This is a genomic window from Intrasporangium calvum DSM 43043 (genome assembly GCF_000184685.1).
Lineage (GTDB): Bacteria > Actinomycetota > Actinomycetes > Actinomycetales > Dermatophilaceae > Intrasporangium > Intrasporangium calvum.
Window position 1 is genome coordinate 2943554 of sequence record NC_014830.1, and the last position, 21283, is coordinate 2964836.

The window sequence follows — 21283 nt, forward strand, 5'->3', positions numbered from 1 at the left end:
AAAGCATGCGTGAACCTTCCCACGAATGGGCTCTTGAGATGGATCGTATCCGACAGTGTCTGGCCCGCCTTTGAGTTCGAGCGCAATCCTGCGACGATGCCAAAGTGCACGCCGACCCAGTTCCGAGCTCGAGCGACGTCCACCTGCGGATCGGACACCTCACCACGGTGGATATGAGTCTGGCTCTGCTCTTGGGCACCGAGCTGGAGGTCGACGTCGAGCACGGACACGAGGTCTTCGGGTTCAGCGCGCCGGGTCCATACGTCAAGCGCGTGGAAGCGCTCGGGGTGCGCCACATTCCACTGACCGCGCTCACACGAGCTTGGGACCCGTTGCGCGACGGCCGGGCGTTCTTCCAGCTGCTGCGGGCGCTCCGCCGCCTTGACCTCGATGTCCTGCACACCCACAACCCGAAGACTGGGGTCATGGGTCGTATCGCCGGCCGGCTTGCCAGAGTGCCCGTGGTGGTCAACACCTGCCACGGGCTCTGGGCAAGCCCCGAGGACTCCCTCGCCAAGCGCACCTTCGTCTACGGGCTCGAGGCCATAGCCGCGCGGTTCTCCGACTACGAGCTCTTCCAGAACGCCCAGGACGAGGCGACCCTCCGACGCTTCTTGAAACGCGGAAGGCACCGGGTGGTCGGCAACGGTGTCGACCTCGCTCGCTTCACTCCCGACCCCGAGGGACGTCGCCGCGTGCGGGCGGAACTGGGTATCGCCGATGACGAACTGCTGGTCGGTACGGTCGGCCGACGCGTCCGCGAGAAAGGACTCGCCGAGTTCGCGGAGGCTGCGCGAACCCTCGCGGGCAAGGCGACCTTCGTCTGGGTCGGGCCCGAGGACGACACAGACGCCGACGCAGCAAGCATCGATACGCGCGCCGTCCGCTTCGTCGCCGAGCGCACCGACATGCCGGCGGTCTACTCCGCCTTCGACGTCTTCGTCTTGGCGTCCTACCGCGAGGGCTTCTCCAGGGCCTCCATGGAGGCCGCGGCGTGCGGCCTCCCGATGGTTCTCACGGACATCCGTGGCTGCCGCGAGGTCGGCGACGACGCAATCCATCTCCTGCTCGCACCCGTCCGCGACGGCGCAGCCCTCGCCAGTGCCGTCGAGCGACTCATTGGCGATGCGACCTTGCGCACCGGGCTCGCCGCTTCAGCACGCGAGCGCGCCCTCGGCGAGTTTGACCAGCGGGCGGTGGCCGGCGCCTCGCTCGACACGTATACCGCGGTGGCCCGGCGAAGGCATCTCCGCCATCTCGAGCAGCGGGACGGGCGCGTGACCGTGCTCCACGTGCTGCCGAACGACCTGGATCGTGGCGCTCAGGTGTATGCGGGTCAGCTTCGCGACGCGCTCGCCGACAACGCTGAGCAGCGCCACCGGGTCGTCGCGGTTTTCGACGCACCAGGGGGCGCGCTGCGACCGGACGTGTCGCTCGGCATCAAGTCTGGAATGCTTCGGCGAGCCGGCCTCGATCACCGGGCTGTGCTGGCGCTGCGGAGGACCATGCGCTCGGAGGGAGCGGAGGTGGTGGTGGCGCACGGCGGAGAGCCCCTGAAGTATGTCGTTGCCGCTGCTGGGCGCGTCCCAATCGTCTACTACAAGGTGGGACTATCTTCGGCCGAGCTCCGTCGCAGATCGAGGACGCTTCTCTACGGCGCCCTCGCCAGGCGCGCCGCCCGCGTCGTCGGAGTATCACAGGCGATCCTGGACCAAACGCGCGATCTTCTGCGTGTGCCCGAGGAGAAGCTCGCCCTTGTCCCTAATGGACGCGACCCGGAGAAATACCATCCAGCCACCCATGAGGAAGAGCGCGCAGACCCGCCTATGCTCCTTTTCGTCGGACAGCTCGAGACGGGGAAGCGCCCCGGGCTGTTCTTCGACGTGGTGGAGGTCCTGCGGTCTAGGGGAGTCCGGTTCGGCGCCGCAGTGGTCGGAGACGGTCCCTTGCGGGGGGGGTTGGAGGCACGTGCGCACGCCCTTGATGTGACTCTCCTGGGCGTCCGCCAGGACGTGCCGGCTCTGCTTCGCAAAGCCAGCGTGCTGCTAATGACCAGTGACCCCGCCACGGAGGGGATGGCGGGGGTGCTCATCGAAGCGGGCCTGAGCGGTGTCCCGGTGGTCACCACCGCGGCGGCGGGCGCCGCTGACGTCGTCCTCGACGGTGAGACGGGGTTTGTGGTCCACTCGGAAGTCCCCGACGAACTTGCAGATCGACTTGAGTTCCTCCTTGACGAACCGACGGCGCGGACCGACTTCGGACGCAGGGCAAGGACTCGTTGCGCGAGCAGATTCTCAATGGACGCCACGTCGGGCAAGTGGCTGGCGATGATCAGGCAGATGGTTCCCGCCTCGGCGTTTCAGGAGCACTCGGAGACCACAGGTACGCTTGCGGTGCACACCGGGAAGCATGTTCAAGAGTCAGTCATCGAGTGGGGGCGTCAGGGGTGAAGAGCCGTTTCGGCATATCGCCGGCCTTAGGACGTGTCGTGGCGGCTTTCCGGGGTCGAATGACTCTGCTGGCCGGCGTGTCGTTCCTAGGGGCGCTACTTGAGGCCTTCTTCCTGGTCATCGTTACGGGACTTGGGATGGCGCTCGTGAGCGGCGTGCCGACGGTGGGACCCTTCATGGGCCATTCGATCGCCATGGGCTCAGCCCTCGTGCTGGGCGCTTTTGTCTTGGTCGTCCGGGTCATTCTGAATCTGTGGGCCGTCCGGATCTCCGCCCGCCTAACGGCACACGTTACTACGGAGCAGCGACTTATTGCGTCTCACGCCTACTTGGGGGCCAGTTGGGATGTTCAGGAGGCCGAGCCTGCCGGGCGCCTACAAGAGCTGCTAACCACGTTCGTCAACCGGGTCACCGGCGCAGTTACGGTGCTCACCCAAGCCATCACAGCCCTACTTAGCCTCATCGCCTTCCTCGCTGCCAGCGTGGCGGTCGACTCACTCTCGACCCTGGCTGTAGTCGGAGTGCTGTCGTTGGTGGGCACCGTTCTTGTGCCACTACGAAGAGGCATCCGGAGACGCTCGGGCGAACTGGCCATCAGCAATCTGGCCTTTTCGAACGCGGTCGCAGAGCTGGGGGCGCTCGGGCTCGAGATGCAGACTTTCGGAGTCCAGACACGCTTTGCGGACCGCATCGATGCGCTTACTCGGCAGGCGACGGAGAGGCAGCGCCAAGTCCAAACGCTCTCAGGCGCAATGTCACCCATCTATATCTCTGTAGCGTATGCCGCTCTGTTGGTCGGCATAGCCATCTTGGGCCTCGCTGGCTTCTCCAACCTAACGGCCGTCGGAGCGATCATGCTTCTCATGCTGCGCTCGTTGAACTACGGTCAGCAGCTTGCCTCTGCTTGGGGGGCGCTAGCGGCCCACGCGCCGTTCCTCGATCGCCTCGAGTCGACGGTAGAGGCTTACAGGGCCTCTACCGCGAGTGGCGGTGTGTCTGTTCCGGACGCGGTTACACCGCTGGAGGCGCGCGGCGTCGACTTCGCGTACCGGATGGACCAGCCAACCCTGACCGGCGTCAACTTCCAAATCGAGGCCGGAGAGATTATTGGAGTGGTCGGACCATCGGGGGCGGGGAAGTCCACCTTGGCCCAGTTGGTCCTCGGACTGCGGGATCCGAAGAGGGGCGCTGTGCTCGCGTGCGGCGTTGACCTCCGCAAAGTTGACCGTGCCTGGTGGAGCAGTCGGGTTGCCTTCGTGGCACAGGACGCAAAGCTCTTCACCGGCACGCTCGCAGAGAATCTGCGCTTCTTCCGAGACGGGATCGACAATGAAACCCTGCGAAGAGCGGCGCATCAAGCCAACATTCTCACCGAAATAGGTGCACTTCCACTCGGCTTTGACACCCATCTAGGAGAACGTGGGGGCGCGCTTTCGGGCGGCCAGCGTCAGCGGCTCTCCATCGCTCGCGCTCTAGCCGGTGATCCCGAGATAATTGTGCTAGACGAGCCAACGTCGGCGCTCGACGGGATAAGCGAACGCCTAATCCGTGACACCTTGGCTGCCCTTAAGGGACAGGTGACGGTGATCATCATTGCCCACCGTATGTCGACACTGGATATCTGCGATCGAATCATGGTTATTGAGCGCGGCCGGATGACGGCATTCGACTCGCCCGACGCACTCCGTCGGGATAGTGGCTTCTACCAGAACGCTATGGCAACCGCGGGAATCATGCCGGACCAAAGGGCATAGCGGTGCGTGTGCTTTACGTGATCGACTCCCTCGCCCCAGGTGGAGCTGAGACCTCCCTGGCAGAAATGGCTCCAGAGATGGTCAGCAGGGGGGTCGAACTGCACATCGTTCCGTTGGGAGACCGGACCGACCTGCTTCCCGAACTGGAACAGGCCGGGGCGAACGTTCACACGCAGCAGCCCCCAGGGGGCCGCGTCGTCAACATACGCAGAGTGATGCACGTTGCACGGCGCATCCAACCGGACTTGGTACACACCACCCTCTTCGAGGCCGACTTCGCGGGTCGGATCGCCGCCCGGGCGCTGAATATCCCGTCGTCTAGCAGCATCGTCAACGACTCCTACGGCCCTTCGCACTACGCCGAATCAACCACGGCCAAACTCCATGCGGCTCGAGCACTTGACGCCGCCACCGCCCGGTTTTCGACGCGGTTTCACGCGATCTCGGCCGCGATCGCTGAGAGCGTCCCACCGCGACTCGGTATCCCTTCTAGCAGGGTCGAAGTGATACCACGCGGACGGGATCCAGAGAAGTTCCCGTTCCAGCAAGAACCCGTACGATCGTTGACGCGGCAACGACTTGGGATCGGACTAGGCACGCCCGTTGTACTCGTCTTGAGCCGCCTTGAGCCCCAGAAGGGCCTCCTTGTTCTCATACGTGCGCTCCGTACCGTCGTCCGGATGCATCCTGATGTTGTGGTGCTGTTCGCGGGCCGGGAGGGACGGGCAGGAGCCGCGCTCCGCTCCGAGTCGGCCTCGCTCATGGCCGACGTCCGCTTCCTGGGCCACCGCACGGACGCCGCCGCACTTTTGACCGCTGCCGACGTCCTGTGCTTCCCGTCAGAGCGGGAGGGCTTCGGAGGGGTGCTCATTGAGGCCATGGCCGTAGGCTGCCCAGTAGTTGCCTCATCCATTCCGACAACGCTCGAAGTTCTTGGCGAGGATATTGGAACGATCACACCGGTCGGTGACACGAGAGGACTCGCCGACGCCCTTAACAGAGTACTTTCCGACAAGCCTGCCGCCGCCGCCAGTGCGCGACGCGGCCGGGCACGATTCGATGAACTATTCACCACGGACGCAGTTGTCAACCAGATGATCGACTTCTTCGAGCGGAGTCGCTCACGGTGATACCAGTGAGCACTGGTCCCATTCGGTTTGCATGGGTCAGGTGTCATGCTCAAACGCCAGGACGCCAGTTCCCGCCAATAGGGATCGGCGAACCTGGACGGGAAGACCCCTCACCGATACAAGCGCTCAGTACTAAGCGATCGGAACTCGATGGACCTCTATGAGTTGCTCGTCGCGCCGAACCTGCGACACCCTGACTCCCTTACGCGGCTGCAGCAGGGCGCCAGCCAGAACAGCTCTGGCTGGCGCGCCCGGGCATTGAAGGCCGAGTACGTTACATGTCTACACCTGATGAAACGAAGCCGCGCAGACCTACTGTGGGCAGGATTCCTCCCGCTCGAGCTCCAACACCGCTTCGACAAATCGATGTCTTGGCGCCGGATAGCTTTGGGGGGGCAGGATCGAGCACGAGCTTGGCGAAGTCTCAGCCCATATCTCCCGGTGTCGGGAATATCAGCTGCACTTCGTAGGGCCGCCTCAACCAGGACTACGTTTCCCCGCGATAAGTTGCAACTCCTTCTCGACGAACTGACCGGCTTAGTACAGAGGGTGAATCCGTCGGCACTGATCATAACGGCGAACTACGATCCCGCGATCCGACTCGTGGCGCTGGCCGCACGTCAGGCGGGTGTTCCCGTCGCTCTCTATCCGCACGGACTGTCCTCACCGAACTTCTGGCTTGAGCGCAACGATGGGTTGGCATCGCACTTTCTGTGCTGGACGGAAGAAGAGCGCCTGGGATACATTGCGGCGGGCGTACGAGACATGCGGGTCCGGGTCGTCGGGCCACTGCGCTCGCCCAGGTCATGGAATGCAGATCGGCGGCCTGTCGACTTCGACTTGCTCTGGCTCGGACATCGATTCCGAGCCCAGCAATACATTCCCACCCTAGATCGGATCCGTCACGAGGCGGAGGATGCGGGCTTCAGACTTGCCTACAGACCGCACCCGCTAGAGGATCCTACAGACGTAGGATCGCTTCTTCCCGGCGCATTGCTCAACCCTCGCGTCGGCATCGGCGAGCATCTTGAGTCAGCCAAAGTCGTGGTCGGGGGGGTGACAACGGGCCTGATCGAGGCTGCGATGCTCGGTCGCAGAACAATATTCATCGAAGACCTTGACGCCATCGAGGCGCCGGAGGTTAGATCGCATCTCAGGAGGGTGTCCACTATCGCGACACTCTCAAACGATTTCAGCATCGAACAGGTGCGATTGGTGATGAGCGCGGCAATAACCTCCGAGAGTTTCCTTTCACCCGAACAGGAGATACCGAAACTGATAAATTCAGGCTGGTTTCGCCGAGGTGACGGCGCCGTAACCAGTGAATCATACAGGTAGTTCTACTTTCCTGATCGGTCGTATCGGACGAGTGCCAGCATCAAGGGCTCGGCGGGTGCAATATTCTTAGATCGTTGCTTCGTTTGTCTCGCCGCGCCGTCTATGAATAGTGCTGCCATTGCCACCCTTATCGATACGGCCGAGCCCAGCCCATGCTAAGAGGAACATGGCGAGGAGCGACCTATTCGCTCGAACACTGACGCCAGGAGGCGTACCATCAAAATCCTAGTTATCCCGGCCTACTATGGCTTCGGTGGCCGGCACGGGTTCGGCACCAGCACTGAAGGAGTCTTCTTCAGGGAGCAGGCAGTCGCGCTGGCGCACGCTGGACACGATGTGAGCCTACTGTATGTTCACTTCGACGGGAATCGTGGCGTCGAACTTGAAACGATCAACGATACCGGAGTACGAGGAATATTCGTGCACGCTAAACCGTTGCGCGTTCCCGTGAACCTCCTTTACAGAGTCTTGCTGATGATATGGGCGTTTCACCGTTCCGTTTTGCAGGAACGACCGAACATTATCCATGCGCATTCGTACCGAGCCAGTCTGTTTGCCTGGCCCATTTCCAAGATCTGGGGAGTTCCTTATGTGATCACCGAGCATTCATCGACGCTGAGTGGAGAACTGCCTCGCCAGTGGAGACTGGTCGCACGCTGGGGCTTCGGCCAGGCCGACGCCGTCCTGGCCGTGAGCAACGGCCTCGCGCTCACCTTAAGACGCTATACGCGCAGAAAGGTTTTGGTCATTCCCAACCTGGTTCAGCGAAGCTTCTTTACCGGGGATCTGCGAGCCCCTAAAGGCCCACGACGGCAGCCTCTGAAGTTCCTCTCTGTCGGACGCTGCCACCCCAACAAGGGATGGGATGTCCTGCTGCAGTCTTTCGCGCTTTTGGTTCACTCAGGCGTAGATGCAATTCTACAACTCTGTGGAGGAGGCGCCGAATGTCCCGACCTTGAACGAATCAGCGCGTCGCTCGGGGTCGACGATCGCGTACAGTTCCTCGGCAGGGTAGACCGTAACAATGTCAGACGGCTCATGGAGGAGTGTGACTGCCATGTCATGGCAAGCAGGGTCGAGACCTTTGGCATAGTTAATGTGGAGGCTCTGGCGCTGGGAAAGCCAATCATCATGACCGACACTGACGCAGCTAGCACCATCGTGAATGACACAAACGGCCTAGTCGTGCCGATAGGCGACGTCGAGGTTCTGGCACTCTCCATGAAGCGCATCGCAGAGACGCTCGACGAATATGACTCTGAGGCCATCCGGGAGCGGTGCTCGGCGCAGTTTTCCGAAGCGGCTGTCTGCGCTCGCCTAACGGAAATCTACTTCGCGGTCCTGGCAGAGAACCCGGTCCGTTCGCGCGCTGAAAGCTGGAGGCCCCGGTTCGGCCGCAACTGACGGCATCAGCTGTCTCCCCGTCATCGAATCACAGCGGAAATAGCCTCTGCGCCACGGCGAATCCACGGGAACGCCCGAAGAGCCCTAGCGTCAAGTGCGTGGCTCGCCTCAGCGGTTGATCCTTTAGGGCCATGGGGGCTAAACGGAAAGCGCGTCGTCGGTTCCCAGCAATCAAATTCTCTCTGGCTGCCCGATAGTGATACCAACCGTTCAGTCCCTCATCTAGGTGGAGATCCGACGAGTATTTGACTAGGTAGCGTTCCCATGCAGCCGCAGCCAATTCTGGGTTAGCGACATGGTCTTTCCGACCCCGTGTGACGATCGCCAGATTCTCGGGGACGACCGCTAGAAGCGAGTCATTAGCTAGACAGGCGAGAACGAAATCGCGCTCCTCAAGGGAAGGAAAAGAGCCGTCAAATTTCACCGGCGGCGCAGCGACGCATCTATCAACAAGCAACATGGGAGTACCTGTTCCCGCGACGCCGCGGAGCATGTCCATTCTCGAAAACGGGCCAGGGACGAACCTGCTGGCAGGGACATCTCGCCCGCTGTATCGCCACCCGCAGCCCATCACCGAGACCGGGCGTCCGCCTGACTGGATGGCGCGGAGCTTGCGTATCTGCGTTTCTAGTTTAGTGGGCAACCACTCATCATCTGAGTCCATGAATGCAACTAGTGCCGTTTCCGCCTCGCGCAACCCCAGATTCCTAGCTCCAGACGGTCCCATATTGGTAGGTGCGTCGATGTGGCGTATTCTTCGGTCACGAATGCCTTTGGCGACGCAGCGAGAGTCATCAGTCGAGGCGTCATCGACGAGGTACAGAATCAGTTCGCCATGCGTTTGCGACAGCACGCTGTTCACTGCCGTCGTCAACGTCGCGGGGCGATTGAAGTACGGAAGTATCACTGAGACAGAATCACGCGTGTTCCAATATTGTGCAGTCATAGTATGTCCCGCCGATTTCTGTTCCTGGGAGAAGGTCTCAGGCCGCTTCCTTCGTTACCACACGTGCCTTGACTCATTCACGTATGAACCCGCGGACGAGCTCGATCACGCCGTCGACATCTGCGTCGGTCAAGTCGGGGAACAGCGGAAGCGAGATCTCCTGCTCGTAGTACTCCTCTGCTACTGGGCACATGCCGCGCCTGTACCCCAGATCGGCGTACAGCGGATGCCAATAGACCGGGATGTAATTCACCTGAACGCCAATGCCGCTGGCGCGCAGATGATCGAATAACTGCTTTCGACGCCCGTCCCGAATGCGTAGTGAATATAGATGCCAAGTTGGATTCGCACCGGGTCTAGTCGGAGGCAGCAGCAGTGCGTCCAAATCGCCTAGTCCAGCACTGTACCGGTCGTGAATCTCGCGCCGCCGGCGAGAGAATGCCTCAAGGCGTGCCAGCTGGCTTAGTCCGAGTGATGCGAGAACGTCGGGCAATCGGTAATTCACGCCTATGTCCTGGACCTCGTACCACCACGCCTCGTCGCGTGGTGAGCGCATGCGCAGGGGGTCCTTCACCATACCGATGTTTCGAAACGTCGCTGCACGCGCGAGAACATCGGCATCAGCGGAAACAACTGCACCGCCCTCAGCCGTTGTGAGATTCTTCGTCGGAAAGAACGAAAAGGTAGTTACGTCAGCAAGGGATCCTACGGGCAGCCCATTCAAAGTGCCGCCGATGGAGTGCGCTGCGTCCTCCAAGAGAATGACCTTAGTGCCGCGTATAGCCGCACGAAGGCCGGGGGCATCGATCGGATGTCCCCCATAATCCACCGCACCGACTACTCGCGTGCGCTCCGTGAGCGCGGCGGCCACTGAGTCGGGGTCCAGGTTGCCAGTGTCCGCAGTCACGTCCGCAAAGACAACGTTAGCCCCGAGGATCGTCGCCGAGCTCGCCGTCGCGACAAACGTCAGCGGGGTGACGACCACTTCGTCGCCAGGACCGACCCCGAGAGCGGCATAGGCGGTGTGCAGCGCCGCGGTGCCTGAGGTTACGGATACTGCGCCGGGCGCGCCCGCCAGCTTGGCCAACTGCTGCTCGAAGGCACTCACCCATGGCCCTGTGGTTAGCCAATCGCTTCCTAGAACCTCAACGACCGCCGCGACATCGTCGGATGAGACCGAATGGCGCCCGTAAGGAAGCATCGTCAGAGATCCGCTGCGAGCAGGGCTTGGAAGTCCTCACGGGACAGCCACTCGTCGTTGCTGTCGGAGGTGTAGTGGAAACCATCAGGCGCTAACACCCCGGAGGCCGGCGGAGTGTATCCCCACGAGGCGAGGTCAGGCTGAAGGACGTAGCGCCCAGCCACGAGCAACGCGCGTCGCCCCTCCTCTGGAGAGATCATCTCTTCGTGCAGCTTCTCGCCAGGTCGGAGGCCGATCTCGTGCATTTCGGTACCCGGAGCCACGGCTTGTGCCAGGTCGACGATCCTCATCGACGGGATGCGCGGCACATACAGCTCACCTCCCTGCATCATTTCGAAGGAGTCCGCAACGAAGCGAACAGCCTGCGCAAGGGTGATGAAGAAGCGTGTCATCCGAAGGTCCGTTATGGGGAGCGACCTTCCTTGGGCCGCGAGCCCGCGGAAGAACGGAATCACGGAGCCACGACTGCCCATCACGTTGCCGTAGCGGACCACTGAGAACCGAGTCGGGTATGCCGCGGCATAATGATTTCCGGTGACAAAGAGCTTGTCGGCGGTGAGTTTCGTCGCGCCGTACAGATTGATTGGGGAGGAGGCCTTGTCGGTGGAGAGCGCCACCACCCGCTTCACGCCGGCATCGATGCAGGCCTCGATGACGTTCTGGCTTCCCACGATATTGGTGAGTACGAACTCCCACGGATTGTATTCCGCGGTGTCTACCTGCTTAAGCGCCGCAGCGTGGACCACGTAGTCGACGCCGTGCATGGCACGGTCCAGTCGGTGCCGGTCGCGAACGTCGCCGATGAACCACCTGAGGCGTGGATCGTGGTCGAACATCTGACGGACTTCATACTGCTTCAGTTCGTCGCGGCTGAAGACCACTACGCGCTTAGGGTTATGGTTCCGGAGCAGCTCGGCGATGAACGCCTTGCCGAAGGAGCCAGTACCCCCGGTCACGAGAATCGAGGATCCGTGGAGGACTGACGGCTGACCGGTCGTGGGGTCGGGCATGGCGCCATAATGACACGAACGAACGAAGGAGCTACATGCGGGTCGTCGTCGCAATCCAGGCACGGATGGGATCCACCCGCCTTCCAGGAAAGGTGCTGCAGGATCTCGGAGGAATGCCGGTCCTCAGTTGGGTGGTACGCGCCTGCCTGGCAGCCAGTCGGCCCGACCAGGTCATCATCGCCACGAGCACCTCCCCCGGCGACGATGCCATAGTGGCCGCCGGCCGAAACCTCGGAGTACCCATCGTCCGCGGCAGCGAGGACGACGTCCTCGCGAGGTACTTGCAGGCGGTCGACGAGCACTCAGCGGACGCAGTTGTCCGCATAACCGCCGACTGCCCCTTCACCGACCCCGCCCTCATCGACGCGGTGGTTGCTGCTTGGCGCGCCGACTCGACGCTTGACTACGTGTCCACGTTCGTTGTCCGCACCCTCCCCCACGGGCTCGACGTCGAGATTGTGAGCGCGAAGGCACTCCAGCGTGTGGGACGTCGTGCCAGCGGACACGACAGAGTGCACGTCACCTCGGGCATCTATTCGGCGCCCGACCAGTTCCGGGTAATGGGGTTGTGCTTCGCCCCCGACGCGACCGACCTACGGGTGACCATCGACACACCGGAGGACCTCAAGGCGCTCCGAGGGATCGTAGAAGCCCGCGGCACCACGCCCATGGGTCGCGAAGAGTTGGTCTCGCTGCTCCGCAACCGTCCGGATCTCGTGGCAGTCAACGCGGGTGTGAAGCAGAAGGCCCTGGCAGAAGGCTGATGAGGCTCCTTCTCCGCTGTGATGGCGGGCCGCAGATTGGCCTGGGGCACGTCGTGAGATCTCTGTCTCTCGCCGAAGTGGCGCTGGCCAGCGGTCACGAGGTCGCGCTTCTCGGCACTCTGGAAGGGGGACTTCTCCCTCGCCTCGTCGCCGAGGTGGACGACCGACTCGACTATTTGGGGGCTCCAGCCGAGCCGGACGTACTGCCTCCTGCCATACGCTCTTCGTTCGACGTCATACACATCGACAGTTACACAATCGTGGACACCGTCCTCGCGTCGCTCGTTCGAGGAGCGAGGGACTCATGGGCCACCCGATCGCTGCTGTCAGTGATGACCGACGGCGCCTACGGCGCGCAGCCTGCCGACATCCTGATCGACCCAACTATTGGGGCGGAAGGCACCGTTGCTCCGGCGACCGCCAGGTGGCATCTGCGCGGCGGACGATTCACCCCTATACGACGAGTGATCGCCGACAACACGGGCGGATATCCCCCACTTGGTGCGTTGGACAAAACCCCTCATGTCCTGGTCGTCATGGGCGGGAGCGACCCCTTGGGTTGTGCACCGGCCATCGTCGAAGCTTTGGCTCGGCTGGAAACGACGCTCGACGTCACAGTCGTCTCGACCCCGGCCACCGAGAAGGTCCTCAAAGACGCCGCGCGGCGCTGGCGACGCGGGAATCTTCGGCCCATTGCACCCACGCTGAATCTCCCGGCGATCATGTCTGAGGCCGACCTCGTGGTTACCGCGGCGGGGACATCGATGTGGGAGCTGTGCGCTCTGCGTCGACCGATGGCGGTGGTCGCCGTCGTCGAGAATCAGCTCGCAGGTTACCGCCTAGTCATCGACTCGGGCGCGGCCATCGGGCTGGGCACGCCTGCTGATCTCCAAAAGCCTGATGTCATCGCCAATCGGTTGTCCCAGGTACTCGCAAGCCCCTCCCTCCGCATGGAGATGGCCGACGCAGCCCACGAACTCGTGGATGGACGCGGCGCCTGGCGGATCATCCGAATGTTCGAGGCCGCTCTCACAGCGGCTGAGCCTAGGGGCGAGTCGGCACCTCTTGTCGAGATTCGTACGGCCACGGCTCAAGACGAGGGGAAACTGCTCGCTTGGCGGAACGATCCGGTAACCCGCGCGAGCTCGAGGCAGCATGACGTCGTCTCGCCGGTGCGCCACCACCAATGGCTAGCTTCCAGCCTGACTCGCGATGACCGCCACGTCCTCATCGGGTCAGCCGGCGGGATCGACATCGGAACGGTGCGCTGGGACATGTTGGGCACACGAGAGTGGGAGGTCTCAATCACCGTCGCGCCGACCGCACGCGGCCGAGCGCTCGCAGCACCGCTGCTGGCGGCGGGTCAGCGGTGGCTAGCCGACTATGCTGAGCCGACCGCGTATCTGGCGGTCCTGCATCGCACCAACGAAGCGTCCCGCCGGCTGTTCCTCGGGAGCGGCTACGCCCCGGACCTGCCGCCGGACGCGCAGGGTTTCGAACGCTGGGTGCGGACAGTCAGATAAGTTCCCACGTCAGCGGCGTCCCACGCTGCACGTCCGTGACGAAGGTACGGCCGAGCACCACCTCGATAAATTTTGTCGCAAGTCCGCCCGATGGGCGGATCGAGCGCACGTTGAACTGGGTCACCTTGTCACCTGCACGAACGTCTTCTACGACGTAGAGGGATCGGCGCAGAGCCAGTGTGTCGCGCTCAGCCTCGGTTGGTCCGAATCGCGGCGGACCAACGGCCAATCTGGCAGCGGCCGTCTCGCGGACCAACGAGGCCAGCTCGTTCGGCTCGAGGGAAAAATCTGAGTCGACCCCGCCCTCGGCGCGTTGGAGAGTCACGTGCTTTTCCACCGCGACGGCGCCGAGGGCGACCGCTGCCACGGAGACACCAATCCCAGGGGTGTGGTCGGACAAGCCAACATGGATTCCGAACGCCTCCCGCAAGGTGGGGACTGAAAGGAGCCGCGCGTCACCTGGGTCTGCGGGGTAGGAGGCAGTGCACGCGAGAAGAACCATGTCCCTACATCCGCCGTCCCGGGCGGTGGTCAGCGCGGCGTCGATCTCGCCAAGAGTCGCCATGCCGGTTGAGATAATCATGGGCTTGCCGGTAGAAGCCACTTCGCGAATCAAGGGGAGGTCTACCATCTCCGCCGAGGCGATCTTGTAAACCGGGCAGTCGAGTGATTCAAGGAGCTCGATGGCGGTAGGGTCGAAGGGACTGGAGAAGGGGATCAAGCCCAGCGAGCGAGCGCGCTCGAACATCGTGGCGTGCCACTCCCAAGGGGTGTGGGCCTCCTCATAGAGGTCGTGCAGGGTCCGTCCCCCCCAGAGCTCATGGCCAGAGCGAATCCGGAACTGTGGCCCCGATGCGTCGAGGGTGAGTGTGTCCGCGGTGTACGTCTGGAACTTCACCGCCTGCGCGCCACTCGAAGCGATTGCTTCGATGATTTCAAGCGCTCGATCGAGGGACCCGTTGTGGTTCCCCGACACCTCAGCGATCACGAGAGGGGTCTCGTGGCTTCCGACAAGGTGGCCACCGATCTCGATAGGTTGGATCTCGACAGACACGCTCGCCTCGCTAGTGGGCCGTTACGGGAGATACAACAGCGTATGTTCTGGTTCACGACATACCGGACAGGTGTCTCCCGACATGCCGGACTGATGTCTCCCGACATGCCGGACTGAGGCTGGCCTGAGCCACAGCGTTCGGCCATGACAACTACTCGATTGCTGATCACCGCCGTGGTGGTCGAGAACCGTCCCGTCCCCGAGGTCGCCTCCGCCTACGGCGTGTCGCGTTCCTGGCTCTACGAGCTGCTGGCCCGGTACCGCCGTGAGGGTGAGGCCGTCTTCGAGCCGCGCTCCCGGCGACCCGCGTCGAACCCGAACGCTATCCCGACCGAGGCCCTCGAGCTGATCGTCGAGCTGCGTGAGAAGCTGACGGCGACCGGCCTGGACGCGGGCCCGGACACCATCCGCTGGCACCTGCAACACCACCAGGGGTTGACGATCTCCCGCGCGACCATCGCCCGGCACCTGGCCCGGGCCGGCCTGGTGGTCCCCGAGCCGAAGAAGCGCCCGAAGTCCTCCTACATCCGCTTCCAGGCCGAGCAACCCAACGAGTGCTGGCAGTCCGACTTCACCCACCACCGACTCACCCGCCCCGACGGCCGACCCGGACCCGACACCGAGATCCTGACCTGGCTCGATGACCACTCCCGCTACGCCCTGTCGGTCACCGCCCATCACCGGGTCACCGGCCCGATCGTGCTGGCCACGTTCCGGCAAACCGTTGCCGTGCATGGGATCCCGGCCGCCACGCTGACCGACAACGGCATGGTCTTCACCACCCGCCTGTCCGGCGGCGCGCGCGGCGCCGGCACCCGCAACGGCTTCGAGACCGAGCTGCGCCGGCACGGCGTGCTCCAGAAGAACGGCAAGCCCAACCATCCCCAAACCCAGGGCAAGGTCGAACGCTTCCAGCAGACCATGAAGAAGTGGCTGCGCGCCCAGCCCGAGCAGCCGGCCACCATCGCCGAGCTGCAGGCCCACCTCGACACGTTCGCCCAGGAGTACAACGAGCACCGGCCGCACCGCTCCCTCGAACATCGCGCCACCCCCGCGACCGCCTACACCACCCGCCCCAAGGCCACCCCGGGCGCCGGCCACCGCGAAGACGACACCCACGACCGGGTCCGCCGCGACAAGGTCGACAAGGTCGGCAAGATCACCCTGCGCCACGGCGGGACGCTCTACTCCATCGGCATCGGCCGAACCCACGCCGGAACCCGCGTCATCGTCCTGGCCCACGACCTCGACATCCGGATCATCGACGCGGCCACCGGTGAACTGCTGCGCGAGCTCGTCCTCGACACAACCAAGCGCTACCAAGGCACCGGACGCCCACCCGGGCGTCCCAGGCACTAAAACGACGGACGGCCGAACCCACGGATATTGGGTTCGGCCGTCCGTGATGTCCTGAGACATCACAGAGATACAACAGCGTAGAACTGAACCCACGTCGCGCGAGCGGTGTGGGAGGAACGCCTCATCTGGTAAGCCGATCCTTTTCGAAACGCGACGCCCGGGCCTCGAGTCGACCCGGGAATGGCCAGACTGTCGGTTCCTTCGTCAGGGAGGTCCGTCTCCGTGCGATCCCAAGAAGACGCTCATCGTGGCCTGTCCCTCGCCACTAATGCCACGGCGGCTTAACACGGCCGCCAGAGTCCGCCGCAGGATGTGCAGGTCCAGGCCAAGGCCCCGCCGATCGACGTATTGCACGTCGAGAGCGAACTTGTCCTCCCACCCCAAAGAGTTGCGGCCCGAGGCTTGGGCAAGGCCGGTAACGCCCGGTCGGACCTCGTGTCGCCGCGCCTGCTCAGCGCTGTAGAGGGGCAGGTACTCGACGAGCAGCGGCCGCGGCCCAACCAGACTCATGTCGCCCCTCAGCACGTTCCACAAGGTTGGCAGTTCGTCCAGACTGGTCGACCGCAGGATCCGACCCACCGGCATCAGGCGCTCCGCATCCGTCTGGTGGTCAGTGTCCGGGTGCAGCATCGTCCGGAACTTCACCAGCTCGAAGATGACGCCATCCTTGCCCGGCCGCTGCTGCCGGAAGAGCACCGGCGACCCGAGCGCCACCCGAACTACCGCGGCGACGACGAGCTGCACCGGCGCGGTCACGACCAGGCCGACGGCGCTCACGACGACGTCCATCCCGCGCTTGACCGCGTCGTAGCGGCGCAACTGCCGCTGCCGCTCAGACCGCTGCACGGCGCACCTCCAGGAACGAACCGATCGCTGAGTGCACCCGGCCAACCTCAAGCTCCGTCAGCGCCGAGCCGCTCGGCAGCGACAGCCCTACCTCAAAAAGCCGCTCACTCGTCCCGTTGAGCACCGACCGCACGCCGGCAAAGACGGGCTGCAGGTGCATCGGCTTCCACAGCGGACGGGCCTCGATGTTGTCAGCCGCCAGCGCCAGCCTCAGGTCCTCCGCAGCGAACCCAGCCACGGCCGGCTCGACCAGCACCGACGTCAGCCAGAAGTTGTCCCGCGTCCCCCCACCTGGGCCATCGGCCCCGGACGGCTCACCAAAGACCGTCACCCCCGGCACCCCGGCAAACAGCTCCCGATACGCCAGGCGATGGCCCCGCCGCCGCTCGATCATCTCCGGCAGCCGCGCCAGCTGGGCCCGCCCGAGCGCTGCGAGGATGTTCGACAACCGGTAGTTGTAGCCGATGTCCGTGTGCTCGTAGTGCACCACCGGCTGCCGCGCCTGCGTCGCCAGATACCGCGCCCGCTCCGCGATGCCGGCGTCGTCCGTGAGCAGCGCTCCCCCACCGGAGGTCGTCATGACCTTGTTCCCGTTGAAGGACACCGCTGCCGCCAGGCCGTATGCCGCTGAGCTCAGTCCGTCACGGACGGCCCCGAGCGATTCGGCTGCGTCTGAGAGCACAGGCACCCCGTGCGCGTCAGCAACCGCCGCGATCGCCGGGTGGTCAGCGACCTTGCCGAACAGGTCGACCGGCACGACCGCCGCAATCCGGCGCACGGACCCGGCGACCTCACCGAAGGCCTTGTCCAAGAGCGCCGGGTCGAGGTTCCCGGTCTCGTCGCAGTCGACGAAGAGCGGCTCCGCTCCGGTGTACGTGATCGCGTTGGCGGTCGCCGCGAACGTCATCGTGGAGGTGGCGACGAGGTCACCCGGGCCCACCCCGAGGATGAGCAGGCCCAGGTGCAGCGCCGCAGTCCCCGAGGACAGCGCGACGGCGTGCTCGCGGCCGCAGAAGTCGGCGAGCTCTGCCTCGAAGGCGTCGACCTCGGGGCCGAGGGGCGCGACCCAGCCGGACCGGATGGCCCGCAGGACCGCTTCCTCCTCGGCCTCGGTCACGTCCGGTGACGACAGGTAGATCTGCTCGCTCACAGCCGCAGGTCCGAATCCGCTCGGCCGAGCACATACTTCAGGTCATAGACCACGTGGCCGTCGGCGCTGCCGAAGGCTCGGATCCCGTCGGCACCGAGATCCACGAACTGGTGGTGTGCCACAGCAATGATGATGCCGTCATAGGCCCCGCGTGCGGGGGATGCGACGAGGTCGACTCCGTACTCCCGCCGGGCCTCCTCCGGGTCCGCCCACGGGTCGCAGACGTCCACCGTGATGTCGTAGTCGGCGAGCTCGGCGAGGATGTCCACGACCCGGGAGTTGCGCAGGTCGGGCGTGTTCTCCTTGAAGGTCAGACCGAGGACGAGGACCCGGGCCCCGTGGACCTGGATCTCCTCCTTCGTCATCCGCTTGACGAGCTGGCTGGCGACGTAGGAGCCCATCGAGTCGTTGAGCCGGCGGCCGGCGAGGATCACCTCGGGGTGGTAGCCGACGGACTGTGCCTTGTGGGTCAGGTAGTACGGGTCCACGCCGATGCAGTGGCCACCGACGAGACCGGGTCGGAAGCCGAGGAAGTTCCACTTCGAGCCGGCCGCGAGGAGCACGTCCTCGGTGTCGATGCCGAGCCGGTTGAAGAGCACCGCGAGCTCGTTGATGAGCGCGATGTTGACGTCGCGCTGCGTGTTCTCGATGACCTTCGCCGCCTCGGCGACCCGGATCGACGGCGCCCGGTGCGTGCCAGCGGTGATGATCGACCGGTAGAGGTCGTCGACGAAGTCGGCCGCCTCGGGCGTCGAGCCGGAGGTCACCTTGACGATCGACGGCAGCCGGTGCTCCCGGTCGCCCGGGTTGATCCGCTCCGGGCTGTAGCCGACGGAGAAGTCCTGGTTGAAGACCAGCCCGGAGACGGCCTCGAGCACGGGCACACACTGCTCCTCGGTGGCCCCCGGATAGACCGTCGACTCGTAGATGACCACGTCACCCGGACGGAGGGCTCGGGCGATCGCCTCGGTCGCCGACAACACCGGCGACAGGTCGGGCTGCTTGTGCGCATCGATGGGCGTCGGCGTCGTGACGATGTAGACGTTGGCCCAGGCAAGGTCGCCCTCGTCGTCGCTGAACCGCAGCCGGCTCGCGCCCGCGAGGTCCGAGTCGTCGACCTCCAAGGTGTGGTCGTGCCCGTCCTGCAGCTCCTTGACCCTCCGCGAGTCGATGTCGTAGCCGAGCACGTCGAACTGTTTGCCGAACTCGACCGCCAGCGGCAGCCCGACATAGCCCAGGCCGAGGACAGCCAGCCGCGTGCCGTCTCGCACCGCGGCCGGCGGCACCACGTCAGATGGAGCTCCAAACCCCTGGTTCCGCATTCCTCAGATCCCTTGCTTCAGGATGGCAGCCGCAAACACGGGTGCCATGGCCTCACTCTGCCTCACGGACACATGACTTCCATCGCGATACCGCACGAGCGCCCCATGCTGCGTGTCACAGACTCCATCTCCGCACAGGACCTGCCAGGGGTCGAGGACGGTTGAACCAGTGTCCGTCGCTACACGATCCACCACGCGACGCACTTGGCCCTGATTCGCCAGTGCCTCTTCGACGGCCATCTGGCTCCGGCAACCGGTCTCCGACCAGAACGCGACGAGCGAGCACTCGGCGGGATCTGCCCCAGCCCCGCTCGCGAAGCTTGGCCTCGCCTGAACGAGGACCACTTGGTGGCCCGCTTCCTTCACAGTCTCAACCGTCTCACGCAGCGCGACGGTCAGTGTCTCGAGCTTCGCGCCGGTCTCCGTGCTCAGGGAGCCAGTGTCAAGCGCGACCGACACTCGCTCATTGGTCCAATAGGAGTCGGCCGACGAGAGGATGACCAGTCCGGGCGTCGCCGTCCTGAGGAAGTCAACCGTCGCCTGCACGTATTCACGACACGCCGCGTTGACGTCAGCAACAGCGTCCAGACGGTCGAGAGCGACGCGCACGAGAGGGCAGTTCCCGCCAGTCTTGATGATCACCGGATGATCAAGTGCTTCGCCGGCTCCAATGACCCCCTCGCTCCAGTGCTCTGCCTGCGAATCGCCGAGGAGGTAGACGGGCGCTCCCGGAGCGGAGGGGTTCCACACACAGTCGCGGACGGCCTGCCCATCCAAGGGGCCGCTGGCATGGCATCCGGCCACCGCCGCTGCATGAAGCGGCGTCACCTGGGCCTGGTAGCTCCTGACGGGATCCAGCCAGAACCCATTGGTCGCACTCACGTGCAGCAGACCCGCCAGGGCGAGGGGTGGCAGGAAGGCCAGACCCACGACGCGGACCAGCCGGCGCCCCGAACGAATCTCCATCTGTCGGATGGGCTGCTCAACCCACCGGTACGAGACGTAGGCCGGGACGAACGAGGCGATCGCCGCAAGCGGCACCGCCGCAGGAATGGTGGGCCAAGCGACTTTGGCCAAGACGATGAACGGCCAGTGCCACAGGTAAAGGGAGTACGACCAGTCGCCGATCTTCACCAAAGGGCCCCGGGCCAAGAGCCGGCTCACACCGTTTGCGCCGCGGGTCCCAGCGACCAGGAGCAGTCCGGTGCCGATGACCGGCAACAACGTCCACACGCCCGGGAAGGGCGTGGCTGCGCCGATCAGCCAGACCGACGCCGCGAGCAGACCGATGCCGGCTACCCCGCTCATCCCGGCTGAGCCGCTCGACAACCGCTTGTAGCGAAGCAGGCCGAGAGCCAACAGGGCTCCCACTGCGAACTCCCACACTCGCGTCAGAGGGCTGTAGAACCCGGTCAATGCGCTGAGAACGGCATCGACGTACGGGTTGGAGTGGCGCAGCCCGGCCGACCCCGCGACAGCCAGCGCGAACGAGAGGCCCGCGACCAACCCAATGGCTGCGATGGGACCTGGCACGCCGTTGCGTCGCCGAGCGAAGGCCCACGTGCCTGCGAGCAGGAGCGGGAAGACGAAGTAGAACTGCTCCTCCACCGACAGTGACCACGTGTGCAGCAAGGGGTTCGCTTCGGCGGGCGCCCCGAAGTAGTCGCCCGACTCACGAGCGATCACCACGTTGGCGGCCAGCAGCATGGCTCCGAGGGCGGTCTTGGCCGCTGACTGTTGGCCGCCCATCGGCGAGAGAAGCAAGGTCGAGGCAAGCAGAGTGAATGCCACAACGACCGCGAGCGCGGGAGTGAGCCGCTTGAAGCGGCGGAGGTAGAAGCGCCCGAGGCGAATCCGGCCGCTGGCCGCGAGCTCCCGGCTGAGCATGGAAGTGATCACATAGCCGGAGATGACGAAGAACACGTCCACGCCGACAAAACCCCCCGGCAAGGGAGCACCGGCATGGAAGAGCACGACCATGAGGACGGCTAGTGCGCGCATCCCCTGGATGTCCGGTCGACGCGCCGACGGC

16 protein-coding genes are annotated in these 21283 nt (G+C 64.3%); 8 read left to right on the forward strand and 8 right to left on the reverse strand.

The genetic code is table 11. The features are described from left to right. Nucleotides 1-104: 104 nt before the first annotated feature. From INTCA_RS13315 to INTCA_RS19195, 5 genes are all read left to right on the forward strand, one after another. Nucleotides 105-2450, forward strand: coding sequence for a glycosyltransferase (locus tag INTCA_RS13315; protein WP_013493449.1), 2346 nt, complete (start codon nt 105-107; stop codon nt 2448-2450). A 59-nt stretch (nt 2451-2509) separates the two neighbouring features. Then, complete coding sequence (locus INTCA_RS13320; protein ID WP_148236597.1) at nt 2510-4204, forward strand: ABC transporter ATP-binding protein; 1695 nt, start codon at nt 2510-2512, stop codon at nt 4202-4204. A gap of 8 nt (nt 4205-4212) precedes the next feature. Further along, nucleotides 4213-5334, forward strand: coding sequence for a glycosyltransferase family 4 protein (locus tag INTCA_RS13325; protein ID WP_148236599.1), 1122 nt, complete (start codon nt 4213-4215; stop codon nt 5332-5334). A gap of 507 nt (nt 5335-5841) precedes the next feature. Continuing rightward, complete coding sequence (locus INTCA_RS19605) at nt 5842-6672, forward strand: hypothetical protein (protein ID WP_169312919.1); 831 nt, start codon at nt 5842-5844, stop codon at nt 6670-6672. Nucleotides 6673-6903: 231 nt separating this feature from the next. After that, the gene (locus INTCA_RS19195; RefSeq protein WP_280513540.1) at nt 6904-8076 is read left to right on the forward strand and encodes a glycosyltransferase; all 1173 of its coding nucleotides are present in this window, start codon (nt 6904-6906) and stop codon (nt 8074-8076) included. Between the two features lie 28 nt (nt 8077-8104). Here the strand turns inward: INTCA_RS19195 and INTCA_RS20650 are convergent, their stop codons facing one another. The 3 genes from INTCA_RS20650 to pseB form a co-directional block, all read right to left on the reverse strand. Beyond that, nucleotides 8105-9022 (reverse strand): glycosyltransferase family 2 protein, encoded by a 918-nt coding sequence (locus INTCA_RS20650; protein WP_013493454.1) that lies wholly within the window; start codon nt 9020-9022, stop codon nt 8105-8107. Nucleotides 9023-9095: 73 nt separating this feature from the next. Next, entirely contained in the window at nt 9096-10223 is a 1128-nt protein-coding gene (locus tag INTCA_RS13335; RefSeq protein ID WP_013493455.1) for a DegT/DnrJ/EryC1/StrS family aminotransferase, read from the reverse strand. Nucleotides 10224-10225: 2 nt separating this feature from the next. Next, nucleotides 10226-11233, reverse strand: a complete 1008-nt coding sequence (pseB, locus tag INTCA_RS13340; RefSeq protein ID WP_013493456.1) for a UDP-N-acetylglucosamine 4,6-dehydratase (inverting) — start codon at nt 11231-11233, stop codon at nt 10226-10228. Between the two features lie 35 nt (nt 11234-11268). Between pseB and INTCA_RS13345 the strand changes: the two genes are divergently transcribed. Continuing rightward, the gene (locus INTCA_RS13345; RefSeq protein WP_013493457.1) at nt 11269-11997 is read left to right on the forward strand and encodes a cytidylyltransferase domain-containing protein; all 729 of its coding nucleotides are present in this window, start codon (nt 11269-11271) and stop codon (nt 11995-11997) included. A 260-nt stretch (nt 11998-12257) separates the two neighbouring features. Beyond that, on the forward strand, nt 12258-13520 hold the full coding sequence (locus tag INTCA_RS13350) for a GNAT family N-acetyltransferase (protein ID WP_169312920.1): 1263 nt from the start codon (nt 12258-12260) through the stop codon (nt 13518-13520). On the opposite strand, the gene pseI is transcribed toward INTCA_RS13350, so the two are convergent. Then, entirely contained in the window at nt 13513-14574 is a 1062-nt protein-coding gene (gene pseI, locus INTCA_RS13355) for a pseudaminic acid synthase (RefSeq protein ID WP_013493459.1), read from the reverse strand. The genes INTCA_RS13350 and pseI overlap by 8 nt on opposite strands. A gap of 144 nt (nt 14575-14718) precedes the next feature. Here pseI and INTCA_RS13360 point away from each other — a divergent pair, with 144 nt between their 5' ends. Continuing rightward, entirely contained in the window at nt 14719-15933 is a 1215-nt protein-coding gene (locus INTCA_RS13360) for an IS481 family transposase (RefSeq protein ID WP_013493460.1), read from the forward strand. Between the two features lie 204 nt (nt 15934-16137). Here the strand turns inward: INTCA_RS13360 and INTCA_RS13365 are convergent, their stop codons facing one another. The 4 genes from INTCA_RS13365 to INTCA_RS18760 are packed head-to-tail and all read right to left on the reverse strand — an operon-like array spanning nt 16138 to nt 21252. Further along, nucleotides 16138-16752 (reverse strand): sugar transferase, encoded by a 615-nt coding sequence (locus INTCA_RS13365; protein WP_280513525.1) that lies wholly within the window; start codon nt 16750-16752, stop codon nt 16138-16140. 13 nt (nt 16753-16765) lie between these two features. Continuing rightward, on the reverse strand, nt 16766-17929 hold the full coding sequence (locus INTCA_RS13370) for a DegT/DnrJ/EryC1/StrS family aminotransferase (RefSeq protein WP_013493462.1): 1164 nt from the start codon (nt 17927-17929) through the stop codon (nt 16766-16768). Beyond that, on the reverse strand, nt 17926-19218 hold the full coding sequence (gene tviB / locus INTCA_RS13375; RefSeq protein WP_280513526.1) for a Vi polysaccharide biosynthesis UDP-N-acetylglucosamine C-6 dehydrogenase TviB: 1293 nt from the start codon (nt 19216-19218) through the stop codon (nt 17926-17928). Before tviB ends, INTCA_RS13370 begins: the two co-directional genes overlap by 4 nt. A 36-nt stretch (nt 19219-19254) precedes the next feature. Beyond that, on the reverse strand, nt 19255-21252 hold the full coding sequence (locus tag INTCA_RS18760) for an SGNH hydrolase domain-containing protein (protein WP_148236600.1): 1998 nt from the start codon (nt 21250-21252) through the stop codon (nt 19255-19257). Between the last annotated feature and the right edge of the window lie 31 nt (nt 21253-21283).

Coding starts and splice junctions, on each gene's coding strand:
- INTCA_RS13345 (WP_013493457.1), top strand. CDS start 11,269: ATGCGGGTCGTCGTCGCAATCCAGGCACGGATGGGATCCACCCGCCTT.
- INTCA_RS20650 (WP_013493454.1), bottom strand. CDS start 9,022: ATGACTGCACAATATTGGAACACGCGTGATTCTGTCTCAGTGATACTT.
- pseB (WP_013493456.1), bottom strand. CDS start 11,233: ATGCCCGACCCCACGACCGGTCAGCCGTCAGTCCTCCACGGATCCTCG.
- INTCA_RS13320 (WP_148236597.1), top strand. CDS start 2,510: ATGACTCTGCTGGCCGGCGTGTCGTTCCTAGGGGCGCTACTTGAGGCC.
- INTCA_RS18760 (WP_148236600.1), bottom strand. CDS start 21,252: ATGCGCGCACTAGCCGTCCTCATGGTCGTGCTCTTCCATGCCGGTGCT.
- INTCA_RS13335 (WP_013493455.1), bottom strand. CDS start 10,223: ATGCTTCCTTACGGGCGCCATTCGGTCTCATCCGACGATGTCGCGGCG.
- INTCA_RS13360 (WP_013493460.1), top strand. CDS start 14,719: ATGACAACTACTCGATTGCTGATCACCGCCGTGGTGGTCGAGAACCGT.